The sequence below is a fragment of the Streptomyces sp. NPDC057253 genome, from assembly GCF_042669125.1.
Taxonomy (GTDB): domain Bacteria; phylum Actinomycetota; class Actinomycetes; order Streptomycetales; family Streptomycetaceae; genus Streptomyces.
Genome location: NZ_JBHUXV010000001.1, coordinates 207456 through 224127 on the forward strand (window position 1 = coordinate 207456; position 16672 = coordinate 224127).

Here is a 16672-nt window from a genome sequence, read left to right on the forward strand (position 1 = left end):
GTATGCCTCCTGCCGTGCGCTTCGGCGTCAACTACACTCCGAGCAAGGGGTGGTTCCACCACTGGCTCGACTTCGACCTCGACTCCGTCCGCGCCGACCTCGACTCGATCGCCGCGCTGGGACTCGACCACATCCGGGTCTTCCCGCTGTGGCCGTACTTCCAGCCGAACCGCACCCTGATCCGGGAGCGGGCGGTCGCGGATCTCGTACGGCTGGTCGACGCCGCCGCCGAACGCGGCCTGGACGTCAACGTAGACGGTCTGCAAGGGCACTTGAGCAGCTTCGACTTCCTGCCCGCCTGGACCAGGACCTGGCACCGGCGCAACCTCTTCACCGACCCCGAGGTGATTGAGGGCCAGGCCGCCTATCTGCGCACCCTGGCGGCGGCACTGGCGGACCGCCCCGCCTTCCTCGGCATGACCCTCGGCAACGAGGTCAACCAGTTCTCGGCCGGCCCCCACCCCGACCCCGACCGGGCCACGTCCGAGCAGATCGACACCTGGCTCACCCGCATGCTGGCCTCCTGCGAGGAGGGCGCCCCGGGCCGACTGCACCTGCACGCCGAGTACGACGCCACCTGGTACCAGGACGACCAGCCCTTCACCCCGGCCCAGGCCGCCCGCCACGGCGGTGTCACCGCCGTGCACTCCTGGGTCTTCAACGGCACCGCCCAGCGGCACGGGCGCGACTCGGTCCCGGCCGAGCACCACGCCGCCTACCTCGTCGAGCTCAGCAAGGCCTGGGCCGACGACCCGCACCGGCCGGTCTGGCTCCAGGAGGTCGGCGCCCCCGCACCCCTGGTCCCGCCCGAGCACGCGGCCGCCTTCACCGAGGCCACGGTCGCCAATGCCCTTGACTGCCCCGACCTGTGGGGCATCACCTGGTGGTGCTCCCACGACGTGTCGCGGGAGCTGGCCGACTTCCCCGAACTCGAGTACGGGCTGGGCCTGTTGACCAATGACCGCGAGGCGAAGGACACCGCCCGGGTGCTGGAGCGGGCGGCCCGAGCGAGCTCACACGCGCCGGACCGCCGTACGACCGCCCTGGTCGTCCCCGCCGACCCCGCCGCCCGGTCTCTCTGTGCGCCCGGCGGTCCGGTCTTCGACGCCTATTTCCGGCTGGTCGCCGACGGCGTCCGCCCCACCACCGTCCTCGACACGCGTGCCGCCGATGCGGAGCACCTCTCCGCGCGGGGCATCACCGAGGTCGTCACGTCCGATCAGGTACTCCCCACCCCACAAGGAGGCACCCGCTCGTGAAACCCACCAGACGTACGGTCCTGCTCGCCGTGACCGCGGCGGCACTGTTCCCCGGGCTTCCGGCGAGCGCGGCGGCGACCGCGCTCCAGCCCTACGCCGGCTACTGGTACCCGGACTCCCTGCCCTCCGGCAGCCCCGGCACCGGCATCACCTGGCGCAGCCTCAAGACCTGGCGGGCGGCCGACGACGCCGACCTGGCCTTCAACACGGCGTCCGTACCGCTCGCCGCCCGTTTCACCCCGACCCCGGTGAACGGCACGGCCCGGGCGGACCAGGCCCGCGTCCAGTCGCTGGTCTCCTTCGGACCCACGGCCGGCAACCCCTCGCAGGGCTCGGCGAGCTCCGACTACTACGCCTTCGGACACTGGGCCTACGTCGACGAACTCGTCTTCTGGGGCGGCTCCTCGGGCGAGGGCCTGATCCTCGCGCCGAACGCCCCGATCGTGGACGCCGCCCACCGCCACGGTGTGCCCGTCCTCGGCAACATCTTCCTGCCGCCGGTCGCCTACGGCGGACAGCTGCGGTGGACCCGGGACCTGGTCCAGAAGGACGCGGCGGGACACTACCCGCTGGCCGCTCAACTCGTCGCGGTCGCAGCGGCCTACGGCTTCGACGGGTGGTTCGTGAACGCCGAGACCGGGGGAGGGGACGCGGCCGTCGGGGCGGACATGCTGGGATTCGTCAGGGAGTTGAAGTCCCTCGCCGCCGCCCGGGGTCAGCGGGTGACCTGGTACGACTCGATGACCGTCAACGGGTCGGTGAGCTGGCAGGGCGCTCTCAACAGCCGTAACCAGGCGTTCTTCCAGGCCGCCGACGACATGTTCGTGGACTTCCGGTGGACGGCGGGCAGCCTGGCCTCCTCCGGGACGCTGGCCCGGCAACTGGGCCGCAGCCGCTACGAGTTGTGGGCCGGCGTGGACGTGGAGGCGAACGGCTGGAACACGTCCGAGAACTGGGACGCTATCGTGCCGTCCGGCACGGACCACGTCACGTCGATCGGGCTGTACCGGCCCGAGTGGACCCGCAACCACCTGCCCTCGGACCAGCGGTCGCCGGGGGACTTCCACGCGGCCGACGACCGCTTCTGGACCGGCAGGTCCCTCGACCCCTCCCGGCCGGACGGCACCGACACCTGGCGCGCACCGGCGGTGTCGGTCGCCGACCGGTCGACGGTGACGTCGGTGCCGTTCGCGAGCGTGTTCAACACCGGGCACGGGCTGCGCTGGTACGAGGAGGGCGTCGTCACCTCGGACGCCGCCTGGAACCATCTCGGACTCCAGGACCTGCTGCCGTCGCGGCAGTGGGTGGTGCGCACGGCGGGCTCACGGCCGAGCGTCTCCTTCGACTTCGCGGACGCCTGGCGGGGCGGAAGCAGTGTGCTGGTGAGCGGCGCGCTGGACCAGCCGGTCACCGTGGACCTGTACGCCACCCGGCTGCCGATCGGCGAGGACACGGTGGTCGAGCTGACCCACCGGACCGACGCGGGGGCCGTCGCCGTCGAGCTGGCGGTGGCCACCGGTGAGCCGAGCGCGCCGGGGGCGGCACCGCCGTACACCTATGTGCCGGTGGCCGGCGGCGACGGCTGGCAGACCTCGACTGTACGGCTCACCGGGATCTCCGGGACCGTCCACGCGCTCGGCGTGCGGCTCACCGGGAGCGGTCCGGTCAGGTGGCGGCTCGGAGGTCTCGCCGTGTACGACACGCCCCGGACCCCCGGCCCGCCCTCCGGTCTGCGCGTCACCGCGGCCTCCGGCGGCGACCTGCGCCTCGCCTGGAACCCCGCGCCCGGCGCCGTACGCCACTACACCCTGCACCGGCAACTCCCCGACGGCACCCGGCGCTTCCTCGGCGGCACCTGCCAGCGGGCCTGGTTCGTCGGCGGCCTGCGGCCCGAACAGGGCGAGGCCGAGGCGCGGTTGGAGCTGCGTGCGGTGGGGGAGCTGTACACGTCGTCGGCCCCCGTGACCGTGACCCACCCCTGGTAACCCCCGCGACCTTGGAGAGCACCCCGCATGCATGACGACCGCAGCCTGGTCGAAGCCCGCCTCAAGCGCGTCCTCGACGAGCGCCTCCGCCCCGCCGTGTACCCCGAGTCCGTGCCGCTGGAGGTGGCGGTGTGGCACGCCCCCGACGAGCCGGTACCCGTCGCCGAGGGATTGGCGGCACAGCCGGAGCCGATCGCCGTGGGCGCCCGCTGGGGTGCTCCCTGGGGCACCAGCTGGTTCCGCGTCACCGGGACCGTCCCCGAGGCCTGGGCCGGGAGGACCGTCGAGGCCCTCCTCGACCTCGGCTTCGACGAGAACATGCCCGGCTTCCAGTGCGAGGGCCTGGTCTACCGGCCCGACGGCACCCCCGTGAAGGGCCTGAACCCGCGCAACCAGTGGGTGCGGATCGGCGCCCCCGTCGAGGGCGGCGAGGAGGTGCGCCTGCACATCGAGGCCGCCTCCAACCCCGTGATCCTGGACTACCACCCCTTCCTGCCCACGCGGTTGGGCGACAAGGAGACCGCGGGCAGCACACCGCAGTACACGCTGACCCGCATGGACCTCGCCGTCTTCGACGAGACCGTCTGGCAGCTGGTCCTCGACCTGGAGGTGCTCGGCGAGCTGATGGCCGAGCTGCCGGTGGAATCCGCTCGGCGCTGGGAGATCCTGCGGGCGGTGGAGAAGGCGCTGGACGCCGTCGACCTCCAGGACGTGGGCGGCACGGCCGCGCAGGCGCGGGTACGGCTGGAGACGGTCCTGTCCGAGCCCGCCGTCCCCTCCGCCCACCGGATCAGCGCGGTCGGCCACGCGCACATCGACTCGGCGTGGCTGTGGCCGCTGCGCGAGACCGTGCGCAAGGTCGCCCGGACCACCTCCAACATGACCGCGCTGCTCGACGACGAGCCGGAGTTCGTGTTCGCCATGTCCCAGGCCCAGCAGTGGGCGTGGGTGCGCGACCACCGGCCCGAGGTGTGGGCCCGGGTGAAGAAGGCCGTGGCCGACGGACGGTTCGTGCCGGCCGGCGCGATGTGGGTGGAGTCGGACACCAACATGCCGGGCTCGGAGGCGATGGCCCGTCAGTTCGTGCACGGCAAGCGGTTCTTCCTCGACGAGTTCGGCATCGAGAACGAGGAGGCGTGGCTGCCCGACACCTTCGGCTTCGCGGCCGGACTGCCGCAGATCATCAAGGCGGCGGGCTCCAAGTGGCTGCTGACCCAGAAGATCTCGTGGTCGCAGACGAACAGGTTCCCGCACCACACGTTCCGTTGGGAGGGCATCGACGGCACCCGGATCTTCACGCACTTCCCGCCCGTCGACACCTACAACTGCTCCATGAAGGGCAGCGAAATCGCCCACGCGGCACGCAACTTCAAGGACAAGGGGGTCGCCCGGCACTCCCTAGCCCCCACCGGCTGGGGCGACGGAGGCGGCGGCACGACCCGCGAGATGATCGCCAAGGCGGCCCGGCTGCGCGACCTCGAAGGCTCGGCCACCGTGGCCTGGGAGACCCCGGCCGAGTTCTTCACCAAGGCCGAGGCCGAGTACCCCGAACCGCCCGTCTGGGTGGGCGAGCTCTACCTCGAACTCCACCGCGCCACCCTCACCAGCCAGGCGCGGACCAAGCAGGGCAACCGCCGCAGCGAACACCTGCTGCGCGAGGCCGAGCTGTGGGCGGCGACCGCGGCCGTACGGGCCGGATTCGCCTACCCGTACGAGGAGTTGGACCGCATCTGGAAGACGGTCCTGCTGCACCAGTTCCACGACATCCTGCCGGGGTCGTCCATCGCGTGGGTGCACCGGGAGGCGCGGCGGACGTACGAAGCGGTCGCCGCCGAGCTGGACGGGATCATCGGGGCGGCGCAACGGGCGCTGGCGGGGGAGGGGGAGCGCGAGCTGGTGTTCAACGCGGCTCCCCATGGCCGGGCCGGAGTCGCCGCGGGCGGCGCCGGGACCGCGACCGTCGAGGGGCGGACGACGGTGACCGGGCGTCCCGGTGGCGGCCACATCCTGGACAACGGCATCCTGCGGGTCGAGATCGACGCGCAGGGGCTGGTCGTCTCCGCTTTCGACATCGAGGCCGACCGGGAGACCGTCGCACCCGGCCGTGCCGCCAACCTCCTCCAACTCCACCCGGACTTCCCGAACATGTGGGACGCCTGGGACGTCGACGAGTTCTACCGCAACACCGTCACCGACCTCACCGAGGTGGACGACCTGGTCCCGGAGGACGGGGCCGTGCGGATCACCCGAGCCTTCGGCTCCTCCCGCGTCACCCAGGTCCTGTCCCTCGCGCCGGGTGAGCGCAGGCTGCTCATCGACACCGAGGTGGACTGGCACGAGACGGAGAAGTTCCTCAAGCTCGCCTTCCCGCTCGACGTGCACGCCGAACGGTACGCGTCCGAGACGCAGTTCGGGCACTTCCACCGGCCCACGCACACCAACACCTCCTGGGAGGCGGCGAAGTTCGAGGCCTGCAACCACCGCTTCGTGCACCTGGAGGAACCCGGCTGGGGCGTGGCGGTCGTCAACGACTCGACGTACGGCCACGACGTGACCCGCACGGTCCGCAGCGACGGCGACCTGGGCACGACCACCACGGTCCGGGTGTCCCTGCTCCGCGCCCCGCGCTTCCCCGACCCCGAGACCGACCAGGGCGTCCACCGCTTCCGGCACGCGCTGGTGCCGGGGGCGGGCATCGGGGACGCGGTACGGGAGGGCTGGCGGATCAATGTCCCGGAACGGCTCGTGAGGGGCGCCGAGGAGGTCGCCCCGCTGGTGACCGTCGACCAGGACGCGGTCGTCGTCACGGCGGTCAAGCTGGCGGACGACGGCAGCGGCGACGTGGTGGTCCGCTTCCACGAGGCGCACGGGGGGCGGGCGCGGGCCACGCTCACGGCGGGGTTCGAGGTCGCCGGGGTGACGGCGACGGATCTGTTGGAGCGGCCGTCGGACGAGACGACCGCACCTGTGGTGCACAGTAACCGGATCTCTGTGCGACTGCGTCCGTTCGAGCTGATGACGTTGCGACTCAGCAGGGCGTGACCCGCTCGGATCCTGTATGCGTGTGCTCTGCTTCTGACGGACAAGATGCATGCCCTGTCGCCTTTTGGCGTGTATGACTAAATGATTCCCTGTGTGATCCTCGGCACCTATCGTCGGGGCATGGGGAGAGTCGCCTTTTCAGGTCATGTGATGCCACGCCGGCTGGTGTGGTCGGCGGTGGGCGGGGCGCTGTTACTGGCCGGGTGCGGTGGGACGGACGGTGCGCCCGTCCCACCGCACCCGGTGTCGTCGTCCCCGTCCGCTTCGTCGGCGCCGTCGATCCGGACGCTGCGCGTGCCGACGGACCTCGGACCGGCGCTCCTTGAGCCCGCCGACCTCAAAGGGTTCGTTCATCCGCCCAGCAATGCACCCTCACCGACGATGAGCGGCCCCAACACGGCGACGCCGAACTCCTCCGAGGGCTGTGCGGCGATGGACCGCGCCACGCACCATGACATCCGGCCGATCCGGCCCGATGTGGCCTCGGACCTGTGGCGCTACCAGCCGATCGCCATCCTGCACGAAGTGCTCGCCGTCTACGAGATCGCCGACGCCCGGCAGTTCGTCGAGTCCCAGGCGGACGTCTTCCGGGAGTGCCGGCGCCTGGTCATCGGCAGCTTCCCGATGGACGTCGGTCCGCTGGCGTTTCCCGCCACGGGAGAGCGGACGGCGGCGGGGCGGTTGGCCACCTCGGCGTACGGACTTCGCCAGAACACCGACACCGTCTACGCGGTCCACCCCAGCGGTGTGGTCCTGGCCATCTCCGTCCTCACGTACGGCGACGCGGCCGACGCGGATGTCACCCAGGACATCGTCGCCATCGCCTACCGAAAGCTCGACGCCCTCTTCAACGAGTGACCTGCGCGGCAGTGCAGGGGGCTTCGACCGGGTACCGCGCGTGCCACAGGCGGGCGGTCGTCGACGCGCCCGGAGCGGCGCACACCCACGCGGCGGCGGTGGGGGCGTCGGAGAACCACGGGCCGATGCGGCCTTCCGCCGTCACCGCCACCAGCGACGAGCCGAGTGTCGCGCTCCTGCCGGACGCGAAGGCAATGGCCGTGGCCCCTGGAGCGGCAGCACCGAGTCGGCCGTCGGCCGTCCAGACACCCGGTCGGTGCGACGCCCAGACCCTCACCGTTCCGTCCTCGCCGAGCGCGGCGAGCGTGCGGTTCCCCGGCCGTTCTCCCGTACCGAGGGCCACGGCCGTCAGGTTGCCCTCGCTGCCCGGGAGCCGGATCGAAGAGCGGCCGCCCCCTGTCAGATCCCACACCGTCACCGAGCCGTCCTGCTGGGCCACGGCCACCGTGGTCCCGTCACCGCTCGTCGACAGCGCGCGCGGCCGACCGGGGCCGGTGCCCGCCAGTTTGAGCGCCTGATCCGGCATTCTGCGGTCGGAGAAACCCCACACGTCCACCGTGCCGTCCTCCGAGCAGATGGCCAGCTCGTCCGAACCGCCGAGGAACGCCATGCCCGTCACGGCGCCGGCGTGTCCGGCGACCTCCACGGGCCGGGGGATCCGGTCGACGTCATGCAGGTTCCAGACGACCACCCGGCCCCGTGCGGTGCCCGCGACCAGGAGGGAGCCGTCCCGGCTCAGAGCCACCGAGGTGACCGGAGCTCCGTCGGTCGTCCGCAGCCGAATCAACGGCCGCCGGCCGGGCGCGGTTGCCCGCCACAGCAGGACGGCACCCTCGGCGTGCCCGCTCACCAGGAGGGAGTCGCCTTTCCCGCCGAACGCCAGGGCTGTCGTACTGCCACGCTCGGCGGCGGAGCCGGGCAGCCCGCCGGCCGGCAGCATCGACCGGTTGGGGCCGGGGCGCCACAGGTGTACGGAACCGTCGGTGCCGCCCGCGGCGACGAGACCGCCGTCCGGCCGCACCGCGAGGACGGTCACCGGATCCGGCTGTCGGCGCAGGTCAGGGTCGGGCAGACTCCGCAGGACCAGCCGGGGACCGGACGAGGCGGCCACCGTGCGTCCGTCGGGCGACAGGGCGACCGCGTCCAGGGGATCCGGAGTGCGCAGTTCGGCGGTCAGCCGGTCTGCGCGTGTGCTGAAGACACGAATGGTGCGGTCGCGGTGGGCGACGAGCAGTTCGGCCCCGTCACCGGTGAAGGCGAGACCCACCACCGGCCCGTCCCCGGCGAGCACCGGATCAGCGGGCAGTGCTTCGGCGTGCCGCCCCTCGTCGCTCATCCGCCAGCGGGACACCGTGCCGTTGTCGTGCCCGGCGACCAGGAGGGATCCGTCCGGGCTGAGCGCCAGGGTGCGCACCGGGCCGATGCCGGGCAGCGTGTGGTGAACCGCTGTCGTGCGCCGCTCGCCGGAGCCGTCCAGGACGATCACGGAACCGTCCTCCGCGCCGACGGCCACCCAGTCCCCGTCCCGGCCGTACACCACGGGCCCGGCGTCACCGGCGATCTGCCAGCTCGTCCAGGCGCCGGTGACGGCGGCACCGCTCTCGGCGTCCAGGACGACGGTGAAGCCGGGTGCGAAGGTGAGCGCGAGACGCCGGCTGTCATGGCGGAACGCGATCCCGGTGACCCGTCCGTTGAAGGCCTGTGACAGGGCCCTGTCGTCCCGGCGGGCCCCGGGGGAGGCGGACAGCAGGGCCACATGAGCCCGGTCCATCGTCCCGGCGGGCACCTTCTCCCGAGTGTCGACGGCCAGGCGCTTTCCGTCCGGGCGGAAGACGGCGACGGTCGGCTGTCGCACACCGACCGGTGACGAGGGCCTGCCGGGCCCCGCCGCTCCGACCGGCCAGACACGCACCCGCCCTCCACCGGCGGCGACCAGACGAGCACCTGTGGCGTCGAAGGCCAGTGACGATATGTCCGGTCCCTGTGCGGTGAGTTGGACGGACGACTGGGCGGACGCGGTCGTGAGCAGGGCGTCCCGGCTGTCCGCATCGGTGTGGGTGCGGTGCGCGCCCAGAGCCAGCTGCGCGGCCAGGGCCGGGTCGGCGGCCCGCAGTGACTCGGACTCGGCCAGCAGGCGGCGAGCCGCTTTTTCCCTGCGGGCCTCCTGGTCCGCGAGGTGTTCACTGACGAGGAACCCGGTACCGCCCCCGAGGACCATCAGACAGGCCAGCAGGGCGCCGAGCAGCACCCGGCGTCGGCGGAGGCGCCGGCTTCGCCCGGCCGACGCGGTCAGGAAGTCCCGCACATGGCTTCTCACCGGGGTGAGCTGCCGGTCCGCCCACTGCTGTGCGTCGGACAAGTCACCGCCCTGCCACAGCAGTTGGTCGCGGGGCTCGCGCTCCCACTCGGTGGCGGCGGCCTCCAGGCGCATCTTGAGCAGCGGCTCGCCGTCGTGCTCCTGTTCCACCCATTCCCGCAGCTCGGCCCAGCCCGTGAGGAGACTGCGGTGGACGAGCTGGACGTGGTGCTCGCCCTCGGTGACCAGCCTGTGCCGCTTCAACTGGTCCAGCAGGGACCGGAAGGCCTCCTGCTGGCCGTCCGGGAACGCGCCGCGCAGCAGTCCTGTGGGCATGCGTCTCACGGTCGACTCGGTGTCGCCGGTCCAGTGCACCAGCTCCACGAGGATCCTGCGAGCCATCTCCCGGTCCTGGTCACTGGCCAGGCGCCGGTAGAAGGCGTTGGCCTCACGGGCGATCGACTGTCCGAGGCCGCCGGTGCGGTCGTAGTCCCTCTTGTGCAGGACCGGACCGCTGTGGCCTTCCCAGGTCGCGCGCAGAGCGTGCGAGAGAAGGGGGAGCACCCCGCTGTCGAAGTCGGCGCGGGCACCCGAGTGGGGAGCGGCGTCGGCTTTGAGCTGGGCGATCAGTTCGGCACTGATGTCGTGGCCCGCGATGTGGGCCGGTCTGACGATGACCTCCTCCAGTCGTTCCGCGTCCAGGACCCGCAGGAGGTACATTCCGACGCCGAGTGTGCAGGTGGATTCCAGGAATTCGTACGACAGCAAGGCGTGCAGATGGCTGTGCTGCACCGCCATGACGACGGCCGCGGCGGGCGCCGTGCGGTGGTCCGATCCGGTGGAGTCCGAGCCGTCGGTGGTGTCGAATGCGGTCGAGGCGTTCACCAGTGCCTGGAGGAAGACGCGTCGTTCGCTCTTCTCCTCGGCGGTCTCCTCGTCGTGGCGCTGGAAGACTTCCTCCAGTTGGTCGACGACGAGGAGATGCCTGACCGGGTCGCCCTGCTCGTCCCGGGCGGCGAGGCGCTCGGCGCGTGCGGTGAGTTCGCGGGCCAGGGCCGTCGGATCCGCGGCCAGCCGGCGCGTCAACTCGAGGACGGAACCGCTGTGTTCACCCTCCCGTCGGCCGAGCAACGCCCGGGCGAGGGAGGCGAACGGGTGACGGCCCACCGAGACGGTGAGCTGCGGCCATCGGGCTGCTTCCGGCAGTCCGCGGCCGGCCGCGAGCGCGGGCAGGAGCCCGGCCCTCAGCAGGGACGTCTTGCCGATGCCGGAAGCACCGGTGATCAGCACGGGGCCTTCGTCCAAGCGGTTCGCGAGGTGCCGGGTGAGTTCGGCGACCTCGGTCTGCCGACCGTGGAAGCGCGAGGTGTCGTCGTTGTCGAACGGGGTCAGTCCGGGATAGGGGCATTCGGGGTGGCCGAGATCCGAGGCCTGACAGAGCGTCTCGGGGTCGTAGGCCGGGTTGTGGGCCAGGACCACGGTCTCCGCCCGGTTGTGGGCCGAGTAGCGGGGGACCGAGCGCAATGTGCCCGCGGACGACGCACGGGTCAGGTGCTGGGCCAACGCGCCTACGGTCAGCAGCCGATGCCCGGTGGCGTCACCGCCTTCCAGGAAGCGGACCACTTCACCGGTGAAGGCGGTGTGCTCGGCGTCCCGCGGAGCGAAGGCCCAGCCCTGCGCCGCGGCGGTGAGGAGCACATTGGCCCGTGCCTCGCGTTCGGCGAGCGCGTGCAGCCTGCTGTCGGCGAACTCCCCACTGCTCTGGGCGACTCCGGAGTGGCAGCAGTCGAGCACGATCATGAGCAGCCCCCGGCCCACCGGCTCCAGGGCGCGCGTCAGTTCACCGAACCGCAGGGATTCCGAGGGCAGGGAGGTGTCGTCGAAGTCGCGGCGGGCGGCCTTCGCGGTCACCAGGAGCGCGCTCTCGGGGCCGTGCGCGACCGATCCGTGGCCGATGAAGTAGAACAGGAGCCCTTCGGTCGCGCCGCGCGCCCGAGCGGTGAGCGGGTCCAGGATGTCCGCGGGCGACTCGGGGTCCGTGATCCTCAGGAGCCGGGTCGGATCCAGGCCGCAGCGCTGGGTCAGGATCCGCGTGAGTGCGTCGGCGGAGCGGTGCACAGAGGGGGCGTGCGGAAAGGAGGCGCTGCCGTCGCGGGGGGAACAGGACACGATGACCGCTTGGGTCTTCTCGTTATCCAGGAACAGCTGTCCTCGCCCGCGAGAGGGTGGGGACACCGGTGCCTCATCCGTCGGACGGGGCGGACGCCGGGGGCTGTGGCGCAGCCTCCACGTCGACTCCGGCCTCCACGGCGGCCCGCACGATGCGCTCCACGGCGTCGTACTCCTTGGCCTGCTGCCGGCGCAGTACGAGCCGCACGGTCCTGTCCTTCTGGGTGATCTCGAAGGTCACTGCCTCGGTGCGCGGCCTCAGGCGCATCCAGGCCACGACCGCGCCGACGAGAACGGTGAACGCTCCGCCGGGCTCCAGCGCGGCGACGAGCGCGTCGGTCAGCGGACCGAGGTGTTCGCCCGCTTCGTCCTCGATCGAGCGTTCGCGGACCCGGCCCCGGAGCATGTCCTCGTTCGCCAGCTGCCGACGCAACTCGCCCAGTGCGGCGGCCCCTTCGCCGTCCGAGTCGCCGCCGTCCGCGGTCACCACCACGTCCATCGCACCCCCCGATTTCCGTGACAATGCTAGGACTTGGGGGACGAACAAGAGAGGTTTCCGGCATTCTCGACAACGTCGTCGGGTGATCAGGCCCCCAACTGAGCCCGCAGCCACTGCTCCACCTCGCCCACATGCGCGGCCGCCGCCGCCCGGGCCGCTTCCGGGTCGTGGGCCAGCAGGGCGCGGTGGATGGCCGCGTGTTCGCGTCTGGTGCGTTCGAAGGCGCCCTCCTCCTGGTAGCCGCGCCAGACCCGGGCGCGGAAGGTGCGGGAGGACAGGCCGTCCAGGATCGCGGCCATCGTGTCGTTCCCTGCCGCCGCCGCGATCTCGCGGTGGAAGGCCAGGTCGTGGGCGAGGATCTCCTCCGGGTCGTCGGTGGCGTTCATCGCCGTGAGGTGTTTCTCGACCTCGGCCAGCTGGTCGGGGGTGATCCGGGCGGCGGCCAGCGCGGTCGCCGTGGACTCCAGGATGCGGCGGACCTCCAGGAGCTCCACCAGACGCGGGCCCCGGGACAGGTCGGCGACCACGCCGAAGGTCTCCAGCAGGTCGCCGGCCTCCAGCTGGGTGACGTAGATGCCCGAGCCGTGCCGGGCCTCCAGCACGCCCAGGACCGTCAGCGCGCGGATCGCCTCCCGCATCGAACTGCGCGAGATGCCCAGCTGGGCCGCCAGATCGCGCTCGGTCGGCAGCCGCTCGCCCGGCTCCAGCCGGCCCTCGCCGATCATCGCCTTGATCTGCTCGATGGCGCGCTGGGTCACGGTGCCCTTCTGCGGGGCTGTCTCGTCCACGCGCCGCAGTCTAATCGCCGATGTGGTCGGACCACTATGGCCCGTATCCGGGAAAAACTGCCTCCGGAGGGTGTTAAGACCTCCGAGTGGTCTGATAAGTATGCCGTCAACTGCTCGAACACCCTCATGCCCGATCACGCTCGACGAGGAGCCGAAAGATGCCAGGGAGAACAGTGGGGAAGCGGAACACGCTGCGCAGGTTCGGTGCGGTGGCCGTGGCCGCCGGCGCTTCGCTCGCGCTCGCCGCGTGCGGCAGCACCAAGGACACCGGCAGCTCGGGCAGCGAGGGAGGCGGCGGGACAGGCAAGGTGGGCGTGGTCCTGCCGCTGCTGACCTCGCCGTTCTGGCAGTCGTACAACGACTACGTGCCCAAGATGGCCAAGTCCGAGGGGGTGGACGCGCTGAAGACGGTCAACTCCAACAGCGACCCCTCGCAGCAGATCACCGACATCAACAACGAGCTCAACCAGGGTGTGAAGGGCCTGGTCGTCGCCCCGCTCGACAGTGCCGCCATCGAAGCCGGCCTGGACCAGGCGGAGCGCAAGGGCGTGCCGGTCGTCGCCGTCGACGTGGCCCCCGACAAGGGCAAGGTCGCCATGGTCGTCCGGGCGAACAACGTGTCGTACGGCGAGAAGGCCTGCCAGTACCTCGGCGAGCACATCACCTCCGGCAAGGTCGTGCAGATCATGGGCGACCTGGCCTCCGTCAACGGCCGCGACCGCTCCGAGGCCTTCCGCGCCTGTGTGAAGAAGAACTTCCCGAAGCTCAAGGTGCTGGAGATCCCCGCCAAGTGGGAGTCGGACACCGCCGCCTCGCAGCTGAACACCCTCCTCAACGCCAACCCCGACATCAAGGGCATCTACATGCAGGCCGGCGGTGTGTACCTCGCGCCGACCCTCCAGACCCTGAAGTCCAAGGGCATGCTGAAGAAGGCCGGTACCGCGGGCCACATCGCCATCGTCTCCAACGACGGCATCCCGCAGGAGTACGACGCCATCCGCAAGGGCGAGATCGACGCGACCGTCTCCCAGCCCGCCGACCTGTACGCCAAGTACGGCATGTACTACATCAAGGCGGCGATGCAGGGGAAGACCTTCGAGCCCGGCCCGACCGACCACGACTCCACGATCGTCAAGCTGCCCAGCGGCATCCTCGAGGACCAGCTGCCCGCGCCCCTGGTCACCAAGGACAACGTCGACGACCCGAAGCTGTGGGGCAACACGGTCAAATGAGCACCCCACCGGTCACACCTCTCGTCGAAGCCCAGGGGGTCGTCAAGCGGTACGGCCCCACCACCGCCCTCGCCGACGGCCGGCTCACCGTCCTGCCCGGCGAGTCCCACGCCCTCGTCGGCCGCAACGGCGCGGGCAAGTCCACCCTCGTCACCGTCCTCACCGGTCTCCAGGCCCCCGACGAGGGCACCGTCCGCTTCGACGGCGAGCCGGCACCCCCGCTCGCCGACCGGGACGCCTGGCGGAGCAAGGTCGCCTGCGTCTACCAGAAGCCCACCGTCGTACCCGAGTTGACGGTCGCCGAGAACCTCTTCATCAACCGGCAGCCGCTGCACCGCGGGTTCATCAGCTGGCGCAGCCTGAAGAAGGAAGCCGCCGCGCTCCTCGACACCTGGGACGTACACGTCGACCCGGACGCGCGCACCGCCGACCTCAAGGTCGAGGACCGCCAAATGGTGGAGATCGCACGGGCGTTGAGCTTCGGCGCCCGCTTCATCGTCCTCGACGAACCGACCGCGCAGCTCGACAACCGGGAGATCGAACGGCTCTTCAGCCGGATGCGCGCACTCCAGGACTCCGGCGTCACCTTCCTGTTCATCTCGCACCACCTCCAGGAGGTGTACGAGGTGTGCCAGACGGTCACCGTCCTCAGGGACGCCCGCTGGATCACCACGGCGCCCGTGGCCGACATGCCCCGGGCCGCCCTGATCGAGGCGATGGCCGGCGAGACCGTCGCCGAACAGGAACAGAGCGTGCGCACCGGACAGGCCGACGCCCCCGTCCTCCTCGACGCCCGCGGACTGACCTCCGACGCCTACCGGGACGTCGACCTCACCGTCCGCCGCGGCGAGGTCGTCGGCCTCGCCGGCATCAGCGGCAGCGGCAAGATCGAGCTGGCCGAGTCGTTCACCGGACTGCACACCCCCACGAGCGGCACGGCCCTGCTCGACGGCAGACCGCTTCCGTTCGGCGACGTACAGGCCTCCCTGAAGGCCGGTGTCGGCTTCGTGCCGCGCGACCGGCACGCCCAGGGCCTGGTCTTCGGCATGACCATCGGCGACAACGCCACCCTCAGCGTCCTGGACCGGCTCGGCCGCCGCGGGTTCGTCCGCACCGACCGCAGACGCGGCTTCGCCACCGAGCTCATCGACCGTCTCGACATCCACACCGAGGGCCCCGACCAGCCCGTCTCCGACCTCTCCGGCGGCAACGCGCAGAAGGTCGTCATGGCCCGCGCCCTCGCCTCCGACCCCCGGCTGCTCGTCCTCATCAACCCCACCGCGGGCGTCGACGTGAAGTCGAAGGAGTCCCTGCTCTCCCGCGTGGACACCGCCCGCGAGGACGGCACCGCGGTCCTCGTCGTCTCCGACGAACTCGACGACCTGCGCCGCTGCGACCGCGTTCTCGTCCTCTTCCACGGCCGCGTGGTCGCCGAGCACCCGGCGGGCTGGCGCGACCACGAGCTGATCGCCTCCATAGAAGGAGTGGACCATGGCTGACACCAAGGCCCGCCCGCTCGCCCCCGTCCGCGCCCGCACCCCCGGCTCGGCCCGGACGGTCCTGCTGCGCCGGGCCCGCGAACTCGCCCTCGTCCCGGCCCTGTTGCTCCTCATGGTGCTCGGCGCGTTCGTCAACGACTCGTTCCTCACCGAACGCAACCTGATCTCCATCCTCGGCGCCTCGGCGGCCCTCGCGATGGTGGTCCTGGCCGAGTCCCTCGTCCTGATCACCGGCAAGTTCGACCTGTCCCTGGAGTCGGTCGTCGGCATCGCGCCCGCCGTCGGAGCCCTGCTCGTCCTGCCCGCCGCCCAGTCCGGCTGGGGGACCGAACTCCCGGCCGCGCTCGCCCTGTTGGCGGTCCTGGTGGCCGGAGCGGTAGTCGGCGCCTTCAACGGTGTCCTGGTCGTGAAGTTCAAGCTCAACGCGTTCATCGTGACGCTCGCGATGCTGATCGTGCTGCGCGGACTGCTCGTCGGCGCGACCAAGGGCAAGACCCTCTTCGGCATGCCGGACAGCTTCTACTCCCTGGCCACCACCACCTTCCTGACCATCCCGATGTCGGTGTGGCTCGCCGCGGCCGCCTTCGCCGTCGCCGGTCTCGTGCTCAAGTACCACCGCGTCGGCCGCGCCCTGTACGCCATCGGCGGCAACGCCGACGCGGCCCGCGCCGCCGGCATCCGCGTCGAGCGGGTGATGCTGGGCGTGTTCGTGGTCGCCGGTGTCCTCGCCGCCGTCGGCGGCATCATGCAGACCGGCTACGTCGGCGCGATCAGCGCCAACCAGGGCCAGAACATGATCTTCACCGTGTTCGCGGCCGCGGTCATCGGCGGCATCAGCCTGGACGGCGGCAAGGGCACCATGTTCGGCGCCCTGACCGGCGTACTCCTGCTGGGTGTCGTGCAGAACCTGCTCACCCTCGCCCAGGTGCCGTCCTTCTGGATCCAGGCCATCTACGGCGGAATCATCCTGGTCGCCCTCATGATCGCCCGGGTGACGACGGGCCGGGCCCAGGACTGACCCCCCGCAACCAACCGAAAGGCACTC

General features: G+C 71.4%; 10 protein-coding genes. 7 read left to right on the plus strand and 3 right to left on the minus strand.

What is annotated here, in order from left to right; all coding sequences use genetic code 11:
• Positions 1–2: 2 nt before the first annotated feature.
• From ACFULQ_RS00925 to ACFULQ_RS00940, 4 genes are all read left to right on the plus strand, one after another.
• On the plus strand, positions 3–1259 hold the full coding sequence (locus ACFULQ_RS00925; protein WP_383536254.1) for a glycosyl hydrolase: 1257 nt from the start codon (positions 3–5) through the stop codon (positions 1257–1259).
• Positions 1256–3244, plus strand: a complete 1989-nt coding sequence (locus ACFULQ_RS00930) for an endo-beta-N-acetylglucosaminidase (RefSeq protein WP_383536256.1) — start codon at positions 1256–1258, stop codon at positions 3242–3244. Before ACFULQ_RS00925 ends, ACFULQ_RS00930 begins: the two co-directional genes overlap by 4 nt.
• Positions 3245–3271: 27 nt before the next feature.
• The gene (locus ACFULQ_RS00935) at positions 3272–6286 is read left to right on the plus strand and encodes an alpha-mannosidase (RefSeq protein WP_383536258.1); all 3015 of its coding nucleotides are present in this window, start codon (positions 3272–3274) and stop codon (positions 6284–6286) included.
• Between the two features lie 381 nt (positions 6287–6667).
• Positions 6668–7144 carry a hypothetical protein gene (locus tag ACFULQ_RS00940; RefSeq protein WP_383536260.1) on the plus strand — a complete coding sequence of 159 codons (477 nt, stop codon included), beginning with the start codon at positions 6668–6670 and terminating at the stop codon, positions 7142–7144.
• Here ACFULQ_RS00940 and ACFULQ_RS00945 read toward each other — a convergent pair.
• The 3 genes from ACFULQ_RS00945 to ACFULQ_RS00955 all read right to left on the minus strand — a co-directional run bounded on the left by ACFULQ_RS00945 (position 7134) and on the right by ACFULQ_RS00955 (position 12896).
• Positions 7134–11558 (minus strand): AAA family ATPase, encoded by a 4425-nt coding sequence (locus tag ACFULQ_RS00945; protein WP_383536262.1) that lies wholly within the window; start codon positions 11556–11558, stop codon positions 7134–7136. The two genes, ACFULQ_RS00940 and ACFULQ_RS00945, sit on opposite strands and share 11 nt — an antisense overlap.
• Positions 11559–11682: 124 nt before the next feature.
• Positions 11683–12108 (minus strand): hypothetical protein, encoded by a 426-nt coding sequence (locus tag ACFULQ_RS00950; RefSeq protein ID WP_383536264.1) that lies wholly within the window; start codon positions 12106–12108, stop codon positions 11683–11685.
• Between the two features lie 86 nt (positions 12109–12194).
• A complete protein-coding gene (locus tag ACFULQ_RS00955) occupies positions 12195–12896 on the minus strand; it encodes a FadR/GntR family transcriptional regulator (protein ID WP_383536266.1) in 702 nt (233 codons plus the stop codon).
• A 158-nt stretch (positions 12897–13054) separates the two neighbouring features.
• Here ACFULQ_RS00955 and ACFULQ_RS00960 point away from each other — a divergent pair, with 158 nt between their 5' ends.
• Genes ACFULQ_RS00960 through ACFULQ_RS00970 form a run of 3 tightly spaced genes read left to right on the plus strand, consistent with a single transcriptional unit; the run spans position 13055 to position 16645 of the window.
• Positions 13055–14128 (plus strand): sugar ABC transporter substrate-binding protein, encoded by a 1074-nt coding sequence (locus ACFULQ_RS00960; protein ID WP_383536268.1) that lies wholly within the window; start codon positions 13055–13057, stop codon positions 14126–14128.
• The gene (locus tag ACFULQ_RS00965) at positions 14125–15627 is read left to right on the plus strand and encodes a sugar ABC transporter ATP-binding protein (protein WP_383536270.1); all 1503 of its coding nucleotides are present in this window, start codon (positions 14125–14127) and stop codon (positions 15625–15627) included. Before ACFULQ_RS00960 ends, ACFULQ_RS00965 begins: the two co-directional genes overlap by 4 nt.
• Positions 15620–16645 (plus strand): ABC transporter permease, encoded by a 1026-nt coding sequence (locus ACFULQ_RS00970; RefSeq protein ID WP_383536272.1) that lies wholly within the window; start codon positions 15620–15622, stop codon positions 16643–16645. The genes ACFULQ_RS00965 and ACFULQ_RS00970 overlap by 8 nt, the downstream gene beginning before the upstream one ends.
• Positions 16646–16672: the final 27 nt, after the last annotated feature.